The sequence below is a fragment of the Pseudonocardia sp. EV170527-09 genome (assembly GCF_008369905.1).
Classification (GTDB): domain Bacteria; phylum Actinomycetota; class Actinomycetes; order Mycobacteriales; family Pseudonocardiaceae; genus Pseudonocardia.
In genome coordinates this window covers 54,315-71,213 of sequence record NZ_VRMC01000022.1, presented here as the reverse complement: position 1 = coordinate 71,213, position 16,899 = coordinate 54,315, and the positions used below count along the sequence as shown (strand labels likewise).

Here is a 16,899-nt window from a genome sequence, read left to right as displayed (position 1 = left end):
GGACCCTGGCCGACGGCTGGGCCTACGCCCGACTCTATGAGTCGACCCGCCAACGCAACGACGCCCTACCCGGCTGGCTGCACTTCTACAATCACCACCGCGCTCACTCCGCCATCGGCGGCCAGCCACCAGTCACCAGGCTGACCAACCTCCCTGGACATCACATCTAGGCGGAAGCTCCCGCGGTGTGGGACCGCGGTGCACCCCGGCGCTCCGGTCGTGGCTCGGCGGCTCGACCGGAGCGTCGGCGCATGTACGGACAGTAGCGGGTGGGCCGACCACTCTCGCTGATCACGCGCGCGTCGCGCATGATGGACGGGTGACGATCCCGCCTGCCGCCGCGCTCGCCCCGGAGCACGGCCTGCCCGGGCACCTCGTCGACTTCGTCTCCGCACTGCGCCGCCACCACGTCGCGGTCGGCCCGGTGGAGACCGTCGACGCGGCCCGTGTGCTCGGCGCCCTCGACCTGCTGCACCGCGACCAGCTGCGGGAAGGGCTCGCCGCGGCGCTGCTGCGCCGCTCCGGGCAGCGCGACACCTTCGACGCGCTGTTCGACCTGTGGTTCCCGCCCGCGCTGGGCGCCGGGTCCTCCGACGTCGACGTCCCGCGGATCGACGACGAGTCCGGTGAGGGCACCGGCCCGGTCGACGTCGACGCGCTGCGCGAGATCCTCGCCGACCTGCTGCGTGACGGCGACGAGGAGACCCTGCGCGAGCTCGCCCGCGCCGCCGTCGACGCGATCGGGAACTCCGGCGCCGCGGGCCAGGGCGTCCGCGGGCAGACGGCCAGGCCCAACTGGTCGGCCTACCAGGCGCTGAACGCGCTGTCCCCGGACACCCTGCTCGCCCGGATCCTCGACGGGCTGCGCGAGGAGGGGGACACCGACTTCGTCTCCGAGGTCCGCCGCCGCGAGATCCGCGACCGCATCGCCCGCTTCCGCGACATCGTCCGCGAGGAGGTCCGTCGCCGCACCGCCGAGCAGCGCGGCCGCGAGCAGATCGCCCGCACCACCACCCCCACCCAGACCGACCAGGTCGACTTCCTCACCGCGAACGCCGCCCAGCTCGCCGACCTGCGTCGCACCGTGCAGCCCCTGGCCCGCCGCCTCGCGTCGCGGTTGTCGGCGCGGCGTCGCCGGTCGAACCGCGGACAGCTCGACCTGCGCCGCACGCTGCGCCGGTCGATGTCCACCGGCGGCGTGCCGATGGACCCGGCGCACAAGGTGCGCCGCCCCGGCCGCCCCGAGCTGGTGCTGCTGTGCGACGTGTCCGGGTCGGTCGCCGGGTTCAGCCACTTCACGTTGCTGCTGGTCCAGGCCTTGCGCGAACAGTTCTCGAAGGTGCGGGTGTTCGCGTTCATCGAGCGCACCGACGAGGTCACGCACCTGTTCGAGCCCGGCGCGGAGCTGTCCGGGGTGATGCAGCGGGTGCTGCGCGAGGCCACGCTCACCGCGTTCGACGGGCACTCGGACTACGGCAGCGCGTTCGGCGACTTCCTGGAGCACCACGGCGACGCGCTCACCCCGAAGACGTCGCTGCTGGTGCTCGGCGACGGCCGCACCAACTACCGCGACCCCAACCTGCGGGCCCTGGCCATGATGGCCGGGCGGGTCCGGCACGCGCACTGGCTCAACCCCGAGCCCGAGCGCAGCTGGGGCTCCGGGGACTCGGCCGCCACCCGCTACGGCGAGGTGCTCCCGATGCACGAGTGCCGTACCGCCGCCCAGCTCACCGACGTCGTCCAGGCGCTGCTTCCGGTCTGACGCTCGGGCCAGGCACCCGGCGCGGACTACTGCACCTGCACGACGACGGCGTCCCCGGGGCGGGCACGTGGCATGCGATCAGCGGGAACGGTCGAGCTCCTCGTCACGTACGTCACTGTTCGTCAGGTCTTGACCGGCCGGCCAATCAAGCGTAGACCGGAGGTATCCCCACAGGGACCTCACAAGGAGAAGGTGACTGACGATGGCTGGGACCACTGGTCGTACCTGGCAGCGCTGGCAGGACTGGGCAGCTCTCGTGATCGGTGTACTGACGGCCCTCTCGCCTCTCGTGACGACGACGAACGCCGCCGCTGCGTGGACGATGGTCGTACTGGGCGTGGTGCTCGCCGCCACGTCGCTCTGGTCGCTCGCCGTGCCCGGCTCGGTGGCGAGCGAGTGGGTGCACGGCGTGCTCGGCGTGCTGCTGTTCCTCGCCCCCTGGGTGATGGGCTACAGCGCGCTGGCCGGGGCGTCGTGGACGTCCTGGGTGGCGGGTGTCCTCGCGGTCGTCGTGGCGGCCTCCGCGCTGCCCGCGGCGAACGCCGAGCACCGCACACTCGCCGCGCACTGACCGAGCCGACAGGGCCGACAGGGCCGATCGATACGACAGAACCGACCGTCCGACAGCTGGACGACCAGGTGAGGGGCCGCGACCCGCAGAGGTCGCGGCCCCCGCCGCGTCCGGGGGAGGATCGCACCGTGGACCACGAGCTCGACCCGGACGCACCCGCCCGGGACCGCATCCTCGACGCGGCCGAGGGGCTGTTCGCCCGGCACGGGTTCGACGCGACGCCCACCTCGCGGATCGCCGAGCGCGCCGGGGTGCCGAAGGGGCTGGTGCACTACTACTTCCGCCGCAAGTCCGACCTGCTCGAGGCGCTCGTCGAACGGCTCCCGCACCCGGTGCGCGGGGCGGACGTCGCCGTTGCCGGGGACGCGCTCGCCGGGCTGCGGGCGCTGGTCGCCGCGCTGGACCGGGCGCTCGACGCGTCCTCGGTCCTGTCCCACCTGCTGTGGCGCGAGGCCGACACCCATCCCGTCGTCCGCGACGCGCTGCTGCGCCGCGCAGGTGAGCTGGAGGACGCGGTGCACGAGGTCCTCGCCGCCGGCGGCGGGGCGCCTGAGCGGATCCGGGCCGCCGCTCGGCTGCTGGCCGCGGCGATCGGACACCGCTACGCCCTCGACCGGCACGGCGACGACGATCGCACCGACATGGAGGCCGAGCTGTCCTTCGTCGCCGCGGGCCTGTAGCTGCGCTCCCCGGGCGGGTCAGGGCCAGGGGCGCCAGGGGGCGCCGGACTCCTCGTAGCGCGGGACGGTGTGCCTGCGGTCGGCGAGACGGTGCAGCGCGTGCGCCGTCCACGTCCGCCACGCCAGCAGGGCCAGCACCACCACGATCAGCCCAGCGGTCAGCGGCCCCGCCCAGCCGAGCGGCCCCGAGGCGTTGACCGCGGCCATCACCAGCGGGCCGAGCAGCGCGAACACCGCGCCCGTGACCTGCGGGAGCCGGGCGTCGGCGAGCACGTCGACCGCGATCAGCCTGCGCTGCTCGCCATCCGGCGTGCCCCCGGACCGCAGCACCTTCCGTGCCGCGGCACGGTCGCGCACCAGCCCCATGTCCGGCCCACGGGCCGGGGCGACCCGCACCGGGATCCGCGACGCCGACAGCCACAGCAGCACCACACCGAGCAGGCTGAGCAGTCCGCCGACGACGATCGCGGCCAGCAGATGGTCGGCCCGGGCGTGCACGTCGGTGGTGATCGAGTAGACGACGCCGAACCACACCGCCGCGACCCCCGCTGCGACCCGGCCGAGGATGACGGCCCGCAGCGACGGCGGCCGCACGGTCGGCCACGGCCCGGCCGGTACGACGGCGGTGGCTGCGGCCGCCTGCCCGTCACGCAGTCCGTCGGCCCGGTCGTCGGCCCGGTCGTTGTCGGCCCGGCCGTCGGGGCCGTCGGTGCGGACCTCGGGTGCCGGCGGGGCGGGCGGGGCCGCCACCGGGCCGGGTGTCCCCGGTGGCCGCACGGGCGGCGGGGACGCGGGCTCGTACGGCCGCCCCTGTCCGCCGGATGCGGGCGGAGGGGCCGGGGGACCGGGCGCGGGGGAGCGGGGGCCGGCGTCGCGGTCGGCCCGGTCGCCGGTGTCCGGAGCACGCATGGCCGCGACGTTACCCGCGGGTTCGGACCCTCCGGTCGGGGCGCCCGTCCCACGCGACGGATGCGGCCCCCGGCGCGCCGAGCGACCAGAACGACCGCCGACCCGGGCCCGTCCCATACGGGATCCGGCTTCCGGCACGGGGTCCGAACCGGTGTCGGAAGCCGGATCCCGTGTCGCAGGATCGGGACTCGGCGTAGGGCTCGGCGTCGCGCTGGGTCAGGTTAGGCTTGCCTTTTGATCTGAGGAGGTTCGCCGTGCCGCTCGCCGCAGCACCCCTGTCCGCCCGTTCCGTGAGCCGTCGTGGCGTCCTCGCCGGCGCCGCCGGCCTGCTGGTCCTCGCCGGGTGCGGCGCCCGGCCGCAGGACGGGCAGGGAGCGGGGGGCGCGGTCGCGGAGGGCTACCCGGTGACGGTGCGGCACGCGCTGGGAGAGACGGTCGTCCCGGACCGGCCGCAGCGCGTGGTCACGTTGAGCGCGGCGAACACCGACGTCGCGCTGGCGATGGGCGTCCTGCCGGTGGCGATCCCGCGCACCGTCTACGGCGGCGACGCCGAGGGCGTGCTGCCCTGGGTGCGCGACGCGATCACCGCGCACGGCGGCCCGTTTCCGCAGGTCATCGGCTCCGACGACCTGTCGGCGACGCCGATCGAGCAGGTCGCCGCGGCCCGCCCGGACCTGGTGCTGGCCACGTACTCCGGGCTGAGCCGGGCGGAGTACGACCAGCTGTCGGCGATCGCCCCGACCGTCGCCTATCCCGACGCCGCGTACTCCACCGGCTGGCGGGACCAGACCCGCATCGCCGGTCAGGTGTTCGGGGACCCGGCACGGGCCCAGCAGCTGATCGACTCCACCGGGCAGCGGCTGCGCACCGCGGCGCAGCGGTACCCGCAGCTGGCGGGAGCCACGTTCATCTACACCGGAGGGATGGACGCCGGTGCGCTCGGGGTGTTCCGGGCGGGCGACGTCCGCGTCCAGCTGGTCACCGACCTGGGGCTCACCCTGGCGCCCTACGTCGAGCAGAACGCCCCGGGCGGCGGGGAGGTCTACTACACCGTGAGCGGCGAGCTGCTCTCGCGCGTGGAGTCCGACCTGGTCATCGGCTTCTTCGCGACGCAGGCCGAGGAGCAGGCGTTCCGCACCGCGCCCGGCGTCCAGCTGCTGCCGGCGATGGCCCGCGGCGGGTTCGCCCCGGTCGTCGGCGCCGACCGGGTGGTGGCGAGCTCGGCGCCGTCGGTCCTGTCGATCCCCTGGGTGCTCGACGCCTACCTGCCGATCCTGGCCGAGGCGGCGGCCCGCTCGCGCAGCTGAACCGGATCCCCCGGCTGCCGTAGTCGACACATGACTATCGGTTATTCGTGCTGGTGACGCTAACGGGTGAACGGCCGTTGCGGGCCCCGTCCGTCCTCGTTGAGTGGGCGAGACCGTGTGCGACGGTCCAACGATCAACCATGGAGGTTGTGAGATGCGGAAGTCCGTTCGCGGCGCGCTCGTCGGTGCAGCGCTGCTCCCCCTGGCCGTCGCGGCGCCCGCCGCGGCCTTCGCCGGCGGCACCGGCTACGACGAGGGTGGCAAGGACAAGGGCCACTCGAAGCACGAGGGTGACAAGGACAAGGGTCACCACAAGAAGTGGGACCACAAGAAGCACGAGGACAAGAAGCACGACCTCGCGCTGCCGGCCCCGCTGGACAGCGTCGTCGACCTGGTCACCGGTGCCACCGGTGGCGAGCTCCCGTCGCTTCCGGTCGGCTGACCGAACCCGGTCTCGTGACGGGCCGGTCCGGACCCCCGCCGAGGGGTGTCCGGACCGGCCCGTCCGTCGTTGCGGAGGCGGTCAGATCACCGGCGCCGGGTCCTCCGTGCGCTGGTCCCTGAGGAGCGTGTCGCCCTTGACGAACCATGCGACACCGAACGCCAGGATCGCGACGGCCTCCAGCCAGAACAGGGTGTGGAACCGCTCGGCGACGGCGTCGGGCACCAGCGCCGCGTCCAGTGCTGCCAGCACGAGGCAGGCCACGATCGTCGCGCCGCAGACGCGGTAGACGACGTTGCGTGCGGCCTTGCCCGGAGTCCCGGACTCCCCGCGGGTGAACAGGGCCAGGCAGAACCAGGCCAGGCCCGCGAAGAACACCGTCGCCGCGGCCAGGTGCAGGTATCCGACGACGGTCGCCGCCGTCGTCGTCGCGCCGTCGGGCCGGGTGGGCAGCAGGGCGACGGCGATCGCCGCCGTCCCGGTGACGTTGGCGAGCCGGTTGTCCGGCCGGTCGTAGCGGTAGCAGTAGAGGAAGACGCCGACCGCGCACAGCGAGCCGACGAACACGTCGCGCATCGGCGAGTAGTAGTAGCGGCTGATCGAGTCCCGCAGTCCGTCGCCGCCGAGGGCCAGGTCGCCCCCCACCAGCACGAACGGGAGCAGGATCCCGATCACGCCGACGGCGCGCCGCAGACCCAGGTAGGACAGCACGGCACCGTCGGCACGCGAGGACATGACGAAGATCGTCGCAGAGCCATCACTCGAACTTTCGTTCGATCCGGCGTAGCGTTCCGGAGGTGGACGTCGGCGGGCAGGCTTCGCTCTTCACTGCCGGGGGTGCGGCCCCGGCGTACCGGCACGAGCTCGCCGACGGAGCGTGGGTCGACGTCGCGGTCGGCTGGGTCCCCGACCCGGACGAGCTGTTCGCGCTGCTGCGCGCGACCGTGCTGTTCCGCGGTCACCGCCGCCGCATGTACGACCGCGTGGTCGACGAACCGCGTCTCACCCACCGCTGGGTGCTGCCCGATGACACGGTGCCCCGCCGGCTGCGCGACATGGGCCGCACGCTGGGGCAGCGCTACGGTCACGCCTTCACCCAGATCGGCGTGAACCTCTACCGCGACGGTGCCGACGGGGTGGCCTGGCACGGCGACCGGGTCGCCCGTGAGCGGCCCGACGCCGTCGTCGCACTGGTCGCCCTCGGCGCGACGCGGCCGCTGCGGCTGCGCCCGACCGGTGGCGGCGCCTCGGTGTCGTTCCCGCTCGCCTCGGGGGACCTGTTGGTCATGGGCGGGACGTGCCAGCGGACCTGGCAGCACAGCGTGCCGAAGGTGGCGCGCAGCGGGCCGCGCATCAGCGTCCAGTTCCGGCACCTGTATCCGGGGATGCCGGCGGGCGGGTGGCCGACATAGTCTGCGTCGATGCAGCGCAAGATCGGCGTGATGGGCGGGACGTTCGACCCCGTCCACCACGGCCACCTCGTCGCCGCCAGTGAGGTGGCGGACCGCTTCGCCCTCGACGAGGTGATCTTCGTGCCGACCGGGAGGCCGTGGCAGAAGAGCGCCCGCGATGTCTCGCCCGCCGAGGACCGCTATCTCATGACGGTCATCGCGACGGCGTCGAACCCTCGGTTCTCGGTCAGCCGCGTCGACGTCGACCGCGACGGTCCCACCTACACCGCGGACACCCTCGCCGACCTGCACGACGCCATGCCCGACGCGCAGCTGTTCTTCATCACCGGCGCCGACGCGCTCCAGCAGATCCTGTCCTGGCACAAGGTCGACGAGCTGTTCCGCTACGCGCACTTCGTCGGCGTGACCCGGCCCGGGTACGAGCTGGCCGACGGGCACCTGCCCGAGGGGTCGGTGACGACGGTGGAGGTGCCGGCGATGGCGATCTCGTCCAGCGAGTGCCGGGACCGGGTGGCCTCGGGGCGGCCGGTCTGGTACCTCGTTCCGGACGGGGTGGTGCAGTACATCTCCAAGCGCAGCCTCTACCTGGATCCAGGCCGCTGACCTGGGGTTTCGTCGGCCGGATCCCGCCCGGCACAGATCCGGTACACGATCGCTCAACCCTGGAGGCGGTCGATCGTGCGGTCCAGCCACGCTATGGCTGCTGCGGTCTGGGAGAGCGCGTAGTCGACCTCGGCGAGGTGCGTCCACGGTTGACCCGAGTCGAGTGCTCGGGCGTGCTCGCGTGTGACGTCGGTGAGCCGTGTCGTGAGTCGCTCACGTCGCCGGCGGAGGAGGAGGCAGGCCTCCTGTGTGTCGAGCAGGCCGGCCGGCGCCGTTTCAGCGCCTGCGGTCAGGCAGCCTGCTCCGGCTCTCAGAGGATCGTGTCGATCGCTCAGATCTGGCGGACGGGTCGGGCCGGATTGCCTGCGACGAGGACGCGATCAGGGACAGCGCGGGTGACGACGCTCCCCGCCCCGACCACGGCGTCTGCCCCGATGGTCACGCCGGGGCAGACGATGACCCCGGCTCCGAGCCAGGTGTTGCTGCCGATGTCGATCGGAAGTGGACGTTCCCAGCCCTGGCGACGGCGGTCGTGGTCCTCCACGGGGTGTTGTGCCGTCAGGAGTTGGGTGCGCGGTCCGATGCGGACGTCGTCGCCGACCGTGATCGTGGCGTCGTCCATGAAGAGGGCGTCGTGGTTGACGAAGACGCGGTTGCCGAGGGTGATGTGGGTGCCGTAGCTGCACTGGAACCGGGGAAGTACGACGACGCCGTCGCCGAGTCGTCCTGCGATCCGGCGGAGGAGTGTCTCGCGTTCGTCGTCGTCATCGGCGCCGGTCGCGTTGAACCGGTCGAGGAGGCGCCAGCAGCGACGTCGGTCGTCGACGAGGTCGGGTTCGTCGAGGTACCAGTCGTTGCGGAGCATGCGTTCCTTGTGCTCGCCCACGTGTCCGATCCTGCGTCCTGACGCTCCTCCGGTACGGAACCGGTACACGCCGGCCTCGCCGATGACGTCCGACGACGACCGGCCTCCGCCGGCGAATCCGCAGTTCGGTGGCCGGATGGACGGTGTTCCGGCCGGCTTGCGTTGCTCAGATGCTCGGGGTCCGCCGCAGGTGCAGCGTTCTCCCCGGGGCCTGCCCCCGGGTGGTGCTCCTCAGACCTGGGCGGAGCCGCCGTCGACGGCGAGCTCGGACCCGTTGACGTAGCTGGACGCGTCCGAGGCGAGGAAGACCGCCGCGGCCGCGATCTCCTCGGGCTCGGCCAGCCGGCCGAGCGGGACCGACGGCCCGGCGGCGGCGAGCGCGTCGGCCGGCAGCAGGTCGACCAGTCCTTGGGTGTGCGTGGCGCCGGGGGAGAGCATGTTGATCCGGTACCGGCGTTTCCCGGCGTCGTGGGCGAACCCGCGGACCAGGTTCCGGAGCGCGGCCTTGGTCGCGCCGTAGACGGGCAGGAACGGCTCGGGACGCGAAGCCGCCGTCGATCCGGTGAGGATGATCGACGCCCCCGGCGCGAGAAGGGGCAGGGCCTTCTGCACGGTGAACAGCGACCCCTTGACGTTGGTGGTGAACATCGCGTCGAACTGCTCTTCGGTGATCTCCCCGAGCGGCGCCACGATCCCGATCCCGGCGTTGGCGACCAGGACGTCGATCCGGCCCGCCTGTTCGGCGACGGTCGCGTAGAGCGCATCGAGGTCGTCGAGCCGGCCGACGTCGCAGCGGACGCCGGTGACGCCGTGTCCGAGCTCGGCCTCGACCTCGTCGAGCTGTTCCCGACGGCGACCGGCGACGAACACCCGTGCCCCCTCGGCGTGGTAGGCCCGGGCGATCGCGCGCCCGATGCCCGCGTTCGCACCGGTCACGACGGCGACCTTGTCCTGCAGAACCGTCACGTCAGCTCTCCGCTCCTGTTGTTGACTGATCGGTCCATAACACCTGATATGGACCGATCAGTCAACAACAGGGGGTGGTCGACTCTCCGGAGCCGATCAGGGCGGGGGCAGCAGTCCCTTGAGCAGGGTCCCGGCCATGGTCGACAGGATGGCCGGGTCCTGGCCGACCCGGCCGAGGACCAGGAGGCCGAGTTGCCCGGCGAGCACCGCGTGGGCGGTCTCGTCGGGGTCGACGTGGGGGGCGACGTCGCCCTCGCGCTGCGCCCGTCGTACGGCCTCGGCCAGCAGGGTCGTCGTCGCGGCGTAGCTGCGCCGGGCCTCGGCAGCCACCTCGGGGACGCCGGCGGACAGCTCCATCGCCGTATTGGCGAGCAGGCAGCCCCGCCGTGCCTCCGCCCCGTCGGGATCGCGCAGTGGGTCGGTCACGAAGTCACGAACGACGTCGACGGCACGGTCGCTCTGCTCCAGACGGGTGCGCAGCATCGCGTCGTTGGCGTCGTCGTACTCGCGCAGCACGCGCAGGAACAGGCTCCGCTTGTCCCCGAACGCCCCGTACAGACTTCCCTTGCCGAGGCCGCTGGCGGCCAGGAGGTCGTCGAGCGAGGTACCTGCGTACCCCTTGTCCCAGAACGCCGCCTGTACGGACGACAGGACCCGCTTCTCGTCGAACTGGCGGGGACGCGGCATGACGCGATGCTACCGATTCTGGACCGATCGGTTCACCATCGAAAACGGTGTACCGGCCGGTGGGCCGGGGGTCGTCGTCGGTCACAGCGTATGGACGAGGCGGGTCGGGGTCCCGGGGCTGCACGGAAACCGGGGCGTCGCATGCCTCTCGTTGCGGAGCACGGGCTCCCGGTATCCCCGTGCAGCGTCCGAACTCAGACCCGCTGCAGCTCCAGCACCGGGATGATCTGCTCCGTCGAGCGCTGGTACTCACCGAACTGCGGCTCCAGCGCGACCTGGCGGGCGTAGACCTCGTCCCGCTCGGGACCGGTGACCTCCCGCACCCGCACGGGCAGGGTCTCGGTGCCCAGCTCGACGCGGGTGTCGGGGTTCGCCAGGAGGTTGTGGTACCAGTCCGGGTTGGTGTCGGCGCCGCCCTTGCTGGCGAAGATGAAGATCCGCTCGCCGTCGAGGAGCGGGACCAGGGGCGCGATCCGCTCGGTGCCGGACCGGGCTCCCGTGTGGTGCACCAGCACGAGTGGCTTGCCCTCGAACATGCCGCCCGCTCGGCCTCCGGTCGCCCGGAACTCCTCGATCACGGCGCGGTTCATCGCTGCGAGGTCGAACGGGGCCGACGCGTCACTCATCTCGTGCTCCTCCAGGGGTGTCCGGTGCCGTCCGGCACCGCTGGGGTCAACCTCGCCCCGTCGTCGGCCATTCCGGCGGGCCGCAACCCCATCGACGGGCCCGGCCGCGTCGGGTACCCAGGACCTGTGGAGACCTTCGAGTTCGTCCGCCTGTCCGACGGGCTCGTGTACCGGTTCCACCGCGAGGCGGCCGACACGACCGGGCGGCCGGTCTACCGGCGGTCGGACGGGGTCGTGTGGTGCCGGTGGCTCGACGGTGCCGGCTGGTGCGTCGTCGACGGCGAGGACCGGCCGAACGGGTGGCCGGTCGGCGGTTCGCCGGACGGCACCACGACCCCGCCGGTGACGCGCTGGTACAGCGAGAAGGCGGGGCGGGGACACCTCTACGAGCTGCGTCGCGGTTAGTGGCCCGGCGGAGCGGAGCCGGTGCGGTGGCCGCTACCCGGCGGCCTCCATCGCCACGTCCGCCACGTCGCTGCCGCGCCAGGTGTCGGCCAGCTCCTGCACCGGCATCCCGAGCGCCTCGGCGAGGCAGACGATCGTCCCGAACCCCGGGCTCGGCAGTCGTCCTGTCTCGATCTTGCGCAGGGTCTCGGGGGAGACCCCGGCGGCCCGGGCGAGCTCGACGGGGTCGCGGTCGCCCCGGGCCCGGCGCAGCAGCGCGCCCAGACGGCGACCGGCGTCGATCTGCTCGGGCGTGAGGGGGTGGCGGACCATGGGACGAGACTAAGGTCGGTATTACTGTACCGGCAAGCGATGACGGTCCGGTATAGTAATACCGTGATCGAACTGAAGACACCGGCCGAGATCGACCGGATGCACACGACCGGCCGGTTCGTCGCCGAGGTGCTCACCGAGGTCGGCCGGATCGCCGAGGTCGGCGTGAACCTCCTCGACATCGAGCTGCACGTGCGCGGCATGCTCGCCGAGCGCGGCGCCGAGTCCTGCTACTGGGACTACGCCCCGTCCTTCGGGCGCGGCCCGTTCCGCAACGTCATCTGCCTGTCGGTCAACGACGCCGTGCTGCACGGACTCCCGCACGACTACGTCCTGCGCGACGGCGACGTCCTCAGCGCCGACATCGCCGTCAGCATCGACGGCTGGGTCGCCGACTCCGCCCGGACGATCATCGTCGGCACCACGGCCGACGAGGGCGACCGACGTGTCATCCGTGCCACCGAGGACGCCCTGGAGGTCGCGATCGACGCGGCCCGGCCGGGCAACCGGCTCGGCGACATCTCCGCCGCCATCGGTGGGGTCGCCCGCGACTACGGCTACCCCGTCAACACCGAGTTCGGTGGGCACGACCTCGGCCGCACCATGCACGGCGACATCCACATCCCGAACACCGGGCGGGCCGGTCGCGGCCTCACGCTGCGACCGGGGCTGACGCTCGCGCTCGAACCCTGGTTCGCACGGACCACCGACCGGATCGTGTTCGACCCCGACGGCTGGACCATCCGCTCCGCCGACGGCTCGCGCACCGCGCACTCCGAGCACACCGTCGCGATCACCGAGGACGGCCCCCGGGTGCTGACCCGGCGCGGGCAGGACTGACCGACCGGACCGTCCCGGACGTCTCACCGGTGTTCACCGACCTCCCCGCCCGGCCGCCGCCGATCACCGTGCGTGACGGGCTGTCGGGCTCAGGTCGACGCACTGTGATACCGGTGGAAGTACGCGCGGCACCGTCCGCGACATCGATCTTGTTGCGGCACACGAGAGTTGGGAGCTCAGTGCCCACGACCCGACTTCGCGCGTTACCACCATGTGAACTCCGATGACCTGACCATGCCGATCCTCGACCGCGCCCAGCTCGCCGAGCTGCGCCGCAGCACCGGTCCGGCGCCCGCCGAGCCGCCACCGAACGCCGGGGCCTGGCTGCTGATGATGATGCTGGGGCTCGGCATCGTCGTGACGATGCTGGTGCTCGTCGTCGCCTGGAGCTGATCCCCCGTCGGGCGGGATCTTGTGCCGCGCGTCACAAAGGTGGAGAGTCGCTCCGGTCCGCGTCTTCGACGGAGCAGGAGCGTGACAGAGCAGTGACGACCGTGACGACAGCGCAGCCGGCCGCGATCGAGAATCCCTTCTACACCCACGAGTTCCACGGCGACTACGAGCTGATCAGCATCGGCGAGTTCGCGCTGGAGGAGGGCGGGGTGATCCCCGACCTGCAGCTCGCGGTCGCCACCTTCGGCACGCTGAACGCGGCGAAGGACAACGCGATCCTGGTGACGACCTGGTACTCGGGGACGCACCAGATCTTCCGTGACGTCTACATCGGCCCGGACCACGCGTTGAACCCGGAGCGGTACTTCATCGTCGTGGTCAACCAGATCGGCAACGGTCTGTCGACCAGCCCGCACAACGCCTCGGGCGCGAACGCCGACATCGCGATGTCGAACTTCCCGCACGTCCGGATCGGCGACGACGTCCGCGCCCAGGAGCAGCTGCTGCGCGAGCACTACGGGATCGACCGGCTCGCGCTCGTCGTCGGCGGATCGATGGGCGCGCAGCAGACCTACGAGTGGATGGTCCGGTTCCCGGACAAGGTGCGCCGTGCCGCGCCGATCGCCGGGACCGCGCAGAACACCCCGCACGACTTCCTCTACACGAAGGCCCTGGTCGAGGCGATCACCTCCGACCCGGGCTGGAACGGCGGGAACTACGCGAGCAACGCCGACGTCGAGGCCGGGCTGCGGCGCCACGCCGGCATCTGGGCGGTCATGGGCTTCTCCACCGAGTTCTGGAAGCAGGAGGTCTGGCGCGCCCTGGAGTTCGACTCCAAGGAGGCCTTCATGGCGGGCTTCCTGGAGCCGTACTTCACCGCGATGGACCCCAACGACCTGCTCTGCATGGCGTGGAAGTGGCAGCGCGGCGACGTCGCCCGTCACACCGGCGGGAACCTCGCCGAGGCGCTCGGTCGCAACGAAGCCGTCACCCGGGTCATCCCGATCAACGAGGACATGTTCTTCCCGGTCCGCGACCACGAGGCCGAGCTGGAGCTGACCCCGCACGCGACGATCCGCGTCGTCGACGACCTGCTCGGGCACCTCGCCCTGTTCGGTGTCGCGCCCACCTACATGCCGCAGATCGACCAGTACCTGCAGGAGCTGCTCGACAGCCCGGCGTGACCGCGGGCCCGGGTCGACCCCGACTCGCCCGTTCGGGGACGGTCCGGTGCACTCCGGGCACATTCATGGCAGATACTGCCAGTAAATCGTAGGCTGGGGTCACCACCACGACCCCAGGAGTGTCGATGACCCTCGCCGCCGAGCGTCCCCGTCTGCCGTTCACCCGACCGAACCTGCTCGACCTCGCGCCGTTCTACGAGGTCCTGCGCCGTGAGGCGCCTATCGCGCCGGTGACCACCCCGGCCGGCGACCCGGCCTGGCTGGTGACCCGGTTCGCCGAGGTCCGCGAGCTGCTCGGCGACAAGCGGTTCGGCCGGTCGCACCCGGAGCCGGAGGAGGCGTCGAGGATCAGCACCGCGGCCGTCCAGGACGGGCCGACCGGCACCTACGAGACCGAGGAGCAGGAGCACGGCCGGATGCGCCGGCTGCTCACCCCGGCGTTCTCCGCCAAGCGCATGCGCCGGCTGTCCGGGCACGTGCAGGAGCTCGTCGACGGCTACGTCGACGCGATGGTCGCCGACCACGACGCGTCCGCCGACGGCGTGGTCGACCTGCACGCCCATCTCGCCTTCCCGCTGCCGGTCGCGGTGATCTGCTCGCTGCTCGGCGTCCCCGAGTCCGACGGCGAGTACTTCCGCGGGCTGTCCGACCGGATGGCGACCTACTCCGGCGACGACGCCCACGCCGCCCGCGAAGAGTTCGGCCGCTACATGGCCGGGCTCGCCGAGGGCAAGCGCGCCGAACCCGGCGAGGACGTCATCAGCGACCTCGTCGCGGCCCAGGCCGCCGACCCGACCTTCGGCTACGACCAGATGATCCGGCTCTGCGTCGGGCTGCTGTTCGCCGGGCACGAGACCACCGTGAACCGGATCGGGCTGGGCACGCTGTTCCTCATGGGCAACCGGCACGAGTGGGACAAGCTCGCCGCCGACCCCGAGGGCCGGGTCGACGCCGTCATCGAGGAGGTCATGCGCCTCGGCGCGCCCGGTGACCTGGGGCTGCTGCGCTACGCGCACGAGGACGTGGAGATCGCCGGGGTCACCATCGCGCGCGGCGACGCGGTGATCCTCTCGGTCAACGCCGCCAACCGCGACGTCGACGTCTTCGACCACGCCGAGACCTTCGACCCCGACCGCGCCGAGCGCGGGCACGTCGGTTTCGGGCACGGTCCGCACTTCTGCATCGGCGCGAGCCTGGCCCGCACCGAGCTGCGCGCGGTGTTCGCCACGCTCGCCCGCCGGCTGCCGGACCTGGACCTCGCCGTCGGCATGGACGAGCTCGACGTGCGCACCGACCACATCACCGGCGGGGTCCGCAGCCTGCCGGTCCGCTGGTGAGGGAGGAGCCCGCGATGAAGGTCGAGGTCGACCAGCACGCCTGCGTCGGGTCGGGGCAGTGCCTGCTCACCGCCCCGGACGTGTTCGACCAGCGCGACTCCGACGCCGTCGTCGAGCTGCTCACCGACACCCCGCCGGACGGTCAGGAGCAGGCCGTGCGCAACGCCGCGCACGGTTGCCCGGCGGCGGCGATCACCGTCGTCGAGGGCTGAGCCCCCGGCGACCGACGAGTTCGGGACACCTCCGCGGTCGACCCTGGTGTCACCCCACCGACGACCGTGGAGGCACCTCCCGTGCGCACCCTCGCGATCACCCAGAACGTCACCCTCGACGGCGCCGTGGAGTTCCTCGGCGACTGGTTCGACCCCACCGCCGACGGCCAGGACGAGGTTCTCGCCGAGCTGCACCGCCAGGACGCCGCCTCCGACGCGACGCTGCTCGGGCGCCGCACGTTCTGCGACTTCCGCGGTTTCTGGCCCGCCCGGACCGACGACGCCACCGGCATCACCGACTACCTGAACCAGGTCGACAAGTACGTGGTGTCCTCGACGCTGACCGATCCGGAGTGGGAGAACTCGACCGTTCTGTCCGGGGACCCGGTCACCGAGGTCGCGGCACTGAAGGAGCGGCCGGGCGCCGACATCGTCTGCACCGGCAGCATCACGCTGTGCCACACGCTGATCGCGGCCGGGCTCGTCGACGAGATCCGGCTGTTCCACCACCCCGTCGTCCAGGGTGCGGGCCGGCGGCTGTTCCCGGACGGCTGGTCCACCGAGCACCTGCCGCTGCTCGACTCGCGGACGTTCGGCGCGGTCACCTACACCGCGCACGCGCTGGGCTGAGCGATCCGTCCCGCCCACTGCTCCGTGGTCGTGCGATGGAAGGTCAGCGTGTCCGGCAGGCCGTGCACCGGCCCGGCCCGACGGCGGGGCTCACGACGTCGTCTCCTCCTGCGCGGCGGCCCGCTCGACCCGGTGCCGTACGTACCGCGAGACCAGCAGCCCGCCGACCACCGCGACGATCAGCCCGATCCAGGAGAACCGCTTCAGCCACGTCTCAGCGACGATCCCGAGCAGGTAGATCAGGGCGACCGTGCCGCCCGCCCACAGCACCGCGCCCGTCGCGTTCGCGGCGAGGAACTTCGGGTAGTGCATCTTCATCGTCCCGGCCAGCGGGCCCGCGAGGATGCGCAGGATCGCCACGAAGCGGCCGAACAACACCGCCCAGACCCCGTGCCGGTCGAAGATCCGCCGGGCCACGGTCATGTGCGCCGGACCCAGGTGCTTGGGGAACCGGCGGCCGAGCCGGTCGAGCAGACCGGTGCCGTAGCGACGGCCCACCGTGTAGCCGATCGAGTCGCCGACGATCGCCCCCGCCGTCGCCGACGCCGCGACGGCCACCGGGTCGATGGGCGAGCCGGGGCGGGCGGCCAGCAGGGCCGCGCCGACCAGCACGATCTCACCGGGCAGTGGCACCCCGATGCTCTCGACACCGACCACACCCGCGCACAGGAAGTAGATCGCGAGCGGGGGGATCGCCAGGAGGAACGTGTCGACGTGCACCACCCCATCATGCACACGTATCGGTGGTGCGGTGAG

General features: G+C 72.3%; 24 protein-coding genes. 15 read left to right on the top strand and 9 right to left on the bottom strand.

Annotation, left to right across the window (positions count from 1 at the left end):
• The 4 genes from FVA95_RS09445 to FVA95_RS09430 form a co-directional block, all read left to right on the top strand.
• On the top strand, nt 1–170 hold a 170-nt coding region (locus FVA95_RS09445; RefSeq protein ID WP_149663856.1), incomplete at its 5' end, for an integrase core domain-containing protein.
• Nucleotides 171–319: 149 nt separating this feature from the next.
• Nucleotides 320–1,762: a VWA domain-containing protein gene (locus FVA95_RS09440; RefSeq protein ID WP_149663855.1), complete on the top strand. Its 1,443-nt coding sequence runs from the start codon at nt 320–322 to the stop codon at nt 1,760–1,762.
• 202 nt (nt 1,763–1,964) lie between these two features.
• Nucleotides 1,965–2,333, top strand: coding sequence for an SPW repeat protein (locus tag FVA95_RS09435; protein ID WP_043281558.1), 369 nt, complete (start codon nt 1,965–1,967; stop codon nt 2,331–2,333).
• A gap of 128 nt (nt 2,334–2,461) precedes the next feature.
• The gene (locus FVA95_RS09430) at nt 2,462–3,013 is read left to right on the top strand and encodes a TetR/AcrR family transcriptional regulator (protein WP_149663854.1); all 552 of its coding nucleotides are present in this window, start codon (nt 2,462–2,464) and stop codon (nt 3,011–3,013) included.
• Nucleotides 3,014–3,031: 18 nt separating this feature from the next.
• On the opposite strand, the gene FVA95_RS09425 is transcribed toward FVA95_RS09430, so the two are convergent.
• A complete protein-coding gene (locus FVA95_RS09425) occupies nt 3,032–3,922 on the bottom strand; it encodes a hypothetical protein (RefSeq protein WP_149663853.1) in 891 nt (296 codons plus the stop codon).
• A gap of 254 nt (nt 3,923–4,176) precedes the next feature.
• Here FVA95_RS09425 and FVA95_RS09420 point away from each other — a divergent pair, with 254 nt between their 5' ends.
• Together FVA95_RS09420 and FVA95_RS09415 are read left to right on the top strand one after the other, a co-directional pair.
• The gene (locus tag FVA95_RS09420; RefSeq protein WP_149663852.1) at nt 4,177–5,229 is read left to right on the top strand and encodes an ABC transporter substrate-binding protein; all 1,053 of its coding nucleotides are present in this window, start codon (nt 4,177–4,179) and stop codon (nt 5,227–5,229) included.
• 154 nt (nt 5,230–5,383) lie between these two features.
• The gene (locus tag FVA95_RS09415) at nt 5,384–5,671 is read left to right on the top strand and encodes a hypothetical protein (RefSeq protein ID WP_149663851.1); all 288 of its coding nucleotides are present in this window, start codon (nt 5,384–5,386) and stop codon (nt 5,669–5,671) included.
• Between the two features lie 81 nt (nt 5,672–5,752).
• Here FVA95_RS09415 and FVA95_RS09410 read toward each other — a convergent pair whose 3' ends face one another.
• The gene (locus FVA95_RS09410; RefSeq protein WP_149663850.1) at nt 5,753–6,406 is read right to left on the bottom strand and encodes a DUF998 domain-containing protein; all 654 of its coding nucleotides are present in this window, start codon (nt 6,404–6,406) and stop codon (nt 5,753–5,755) included.
• 62 nt (nt 6,407–6,468) lie between these two features.
• Here FVA95_RS09410 and FVA95_RS09405 point away from each other — a divergent pair, with 62 nt between their 5' ends.
• Both FVA95_RS09405 and nadD read left to right on the top strand, forming a co-directional pair.
• Complete coding sequence (locus tag FVA95_RS09405; protein ID WP_149663849.1) at nt 6,469–7,083, top strand: alpha-ketoglutarate-dependent dioxygenase AlkB; 615 nt, start codon at nt 6,469–6,471, stop codon at nt 7,081–7,083.
• 9 nt (nt 7,084–7,092) lie between these two features.
• Nucleotides 7,093–7,686 (top strand): nicotinate-nucleotide adenylyltransferase, encoded by a 594-nt coding sequence (nadD, locus tag FVA95_RS09400; RefSeq protein ID WP_075311333.1) that lies wholly within the window; start codon nt 7,093–7,095, stop codon nt 7,684–7,686.
• Between the two features lie 53 nt (nt 7,687–7,739).
• Here nadD and FVA95_RS33880 read toward each other — a convergent pair whose 3' ends face one another.
• The 5 genes from FVA95_RS33880 to FVA95_RS09375 form a co-directional block, all read right to left on the bottom strand.
• On the bottom strand, nt 7,740–7,946 hold the full coding sequence (locus FVA95_RS33880) for a hypothetical protein (protein WP_368667311.1): 207 nt from the start codon (nt 7,944–7,946) through the stop codon (nt 7,740–7,742).
• A gap of 71 nt (nt 7,947–8,017) precedes the next feature.
• A complete protein-coding gene (locus tag FVA95_RS09390) occupies nt 8,018–8,572 on the bottom strand; it encodes a sugar O-acetyltransferase (protein WP_149663848.1) in 555 nt (184 codons plus the stop codon).
• Nucleotides 8,573–8,782: 210 nt separating this feature from the next.
• Nucleotides 8,783–9,517 carry an SDR family NAD(P)-dependent oxidoreductase gene (locus tag FVA95_RS09385; RefSeq protein ID WP_149663847.1) on the bottom strand — a complete coding sequence of 245 codons (735 nt, stop codon included), beginning with the start codon at nt 9,515–9,517 and terminating at the stop codon, nt 8,783–8,785.
• Between the two features lie 96 nt (nt 9,518–9,613).
• Nucleotides 9,614–10,204: a TetR/AcrR family transcriptional regulator gene (locus FVA95_RS09380; RefSeq protein WP_149663846.1), complete on the bottom strand. Its 591-nt coding sequence runs from the start codon at nt 10,202–10,204 to the stop codon at nt 9,614–9,616.
• Nucleotides 10,205–10,398: 194 nt separating this feature from the next.
• Nucleotides 10,399–10,830 (bottom strand): nitroreductase/quinone reductase family protein, encoded by a 432-nt coding sequence (locus FVA95_RS09375; protein ID WP_205015809.1) that lies wholly within the window; start codon nt 10,828–10,830, stop codon nt 10,399–10,401.
• Nucleotides 10,831–10,956: 126 nt separating this feature from the next.
• On the opposite strand from FVA95_RS09375, the gene FVA95_RS09370 reads away from it, so the two are divergent.
• Complete coding sequence (locus tag FVA95_RS09370; protein WP_149663845.1) at nt 10,957–11,235, top strand: hypothetical protein; 279 nt, start codon at nt 10,957–10,959, stop codon at nt 11,233–11,235.
• Between the two features lie 33 nt (nt 11,236–11,268).
• On the opposite strand, the gene FVA95_RS09365 is transcribed toward FVA95_RS09370, so the two are convergent.
• Nucleotides 11,269–11,547: a helix-turn-helix domain-containing protein gene (locus tag FVA95_RS09365; RefSeq protein WP_060712751.1), complete on the bottom strand. Its 279-nt coding sequence runs from the start codon at nt 11,545–11,547 to the stop codon at nt 11,269–11,271.
• Nucleotides 11,548–11,610: 63 nt separating this feature from the next.
• On the opposite strand from FVA95_RS09365, the gene map reads away from it, so the two are divergent.
• From map to FVA95_RS09335, 6 genes are all read left to right on the top strand, one after another.
• On the top strand, nt 11,611–12,387 hold the full coding sequence (gene map, locus FVA95_RS09360; RefSeq protein ID WP_149663844.1) for a type I methionyl aminopeptidase: 777 nt from the start codon (nt 11,611–11,613) through the stop codon (nt 12,385–12,387).
• Between the two features lie 234 nt (nt 12,388–12,621).
• Nucleotides 12,622–12,780, top strand: coding sequence for a hypothetical protein (locus FVA95_RS09355; protein WP_158071467.1), 159 nt, complete (start codon nt 12,622–12,624; stop codon nt 12,778–12,780).
• Nucleotides 12,781–12,881: 101 nt separating this feature from the next.
• On the top strand, nt 12,882–13,964 hold the full coding sequence (locus FVA95_RS09350) for an alpha/beta fold hydrolase (RefSeq protein ID WP_240051380.1): 1,083 nt from the start codon (nt 12,882–12,884) through the stop codon (nt 13,962–13,964).
• 125 nt (nt 13,965–14,089) lie between these two features.
• Nucleotides 14,090–15,301: a cytochrome P450 gene (locus FVA95_RS09345; protein ID WP_149663843.1), complete on the top strand. Its 1,212-nt coding sequence runs from the start codon at nt 14,090–14,092 to the stop codon at nt 15,299–15,301.
• A gap of 14 nt (nt 15,302–15,315) precedes the next feature.
• Nucleotides 15,316–15,513: a ferredoxin gene (locus FVA95_RS09340; protein ID WP_020627093.1), complete on the top strand. Its 198-nt coding sequence runs from the start codon at nt 15,316–15,318 to the stop codon at nt 15,511–15,513.
• An 81-nt stretch (nt 15,514–15,594) separates the two neighbouring features.
• Nucleotides 15,595–16,143 (top strand): dihydrofolate reductase family protein, encoded by a 549-nt coding sequence (locus FVA95_RS09335; RefSeq protein WP_149663842.1) that lies wholly within the window; start codon nt 15,595–15,597, stop codon nt 16,141–16,143.
• Between the two features lie 90 nt (nt 16,144–16,233).
• Here FVA95_RS09335 and FVA95_RS09330 read toward each other — a convergent pair whose 3' ends face one another.
• Nucleotides 16,234–16,863: a DedA family protein gene (locus tag FVA95_RS09330; protein ID WP_149663841.1), complete on the bottom strand. Its 630-nt coding sequence runs from the start codon at nt 16,861–16,863 to the stop codon at nt 16,234–16,236.
• Nucleotides 16,864–16,899: the final 36 nt, after the last annotated feature.

Coding starts and splice junctions, on each gene's coding strand:
- FVA95_RS09425 (WP_149663853.1), bottom strand. CDS start 3,922: ATGCGTGCTCCGGACACCGGCGACCGGGCCGACCGCGACGCCGGCCCC.
- FVA95_RS09340 (WP_020627093.1), top strand. CDS start 15,316: ATGAAGGTCGAGGTCGACCAGCACGCCTGCGTCGGGTCGGGGCAGTGC.
- FVA95_RS09365 (WP_060712751.1), bottom strand. CDS start 11,547: ATGGTCCGCCACCCCCTCACGCCCGAGCAGATCGACGCCGGTCGCCGT.
- FVA95_RS09435 (WP_043281558.1), top strand. CDS start 1,965: ATGGCTGGGACCACTGGTCGTACCTGGCAGCGCTGGCAGGACTGGGCA.
- FVA95_RS09415 (WP_149663851.1), top strand. CDS start 5,384: ATGCGGAAGTCCGTTCGCGGCGCGCTCGTCGGTGCAGCGCTGCTCCCC.
- FVA95_RS09410 (WP_149663850.1), bottom strand. CDS start 6,406: ATGTCCTCGCGTGCCGACGGTGCCGTGCTGTCCTACCTGGGTCTGCGG.
- FVA95_RS09380 (WP_149663846.1), bottom strand. CDS start 10,204: ATGCCGCGTCCCCGCCAGTTCGACGAGAAGCGGGTCCTGTCGTCCGTA.
- FVA95_RS09375 (WP_205015809.1), bottom strand. CDS start 10,830: ATGAGTGACGCGTCGGCCCCGTTCGACCTCGCAGCGATGAACCGCGCC.
- FVA95_RS09345 (WP_149663843.1), top strand. CDS start 14,090: ATGACCCTCGCCGCCGAGCGTCCCCGTCTGCCGTTCACCCGACCGAAC.
- FVA95_RS09355 (WP_158071467.1), top strand. CDS start 12,622: ATGCCGATCCTCGACCGCGCCCAGCTCGCCGAGCTGCGCCGCAGCACC.
- nadD (WP_075311333.1), top strand. CDS start 7,093: ATGCAGCGCAAGATCGGCGTGATGGGCGGGACGTTCGACCCCGTCCAC.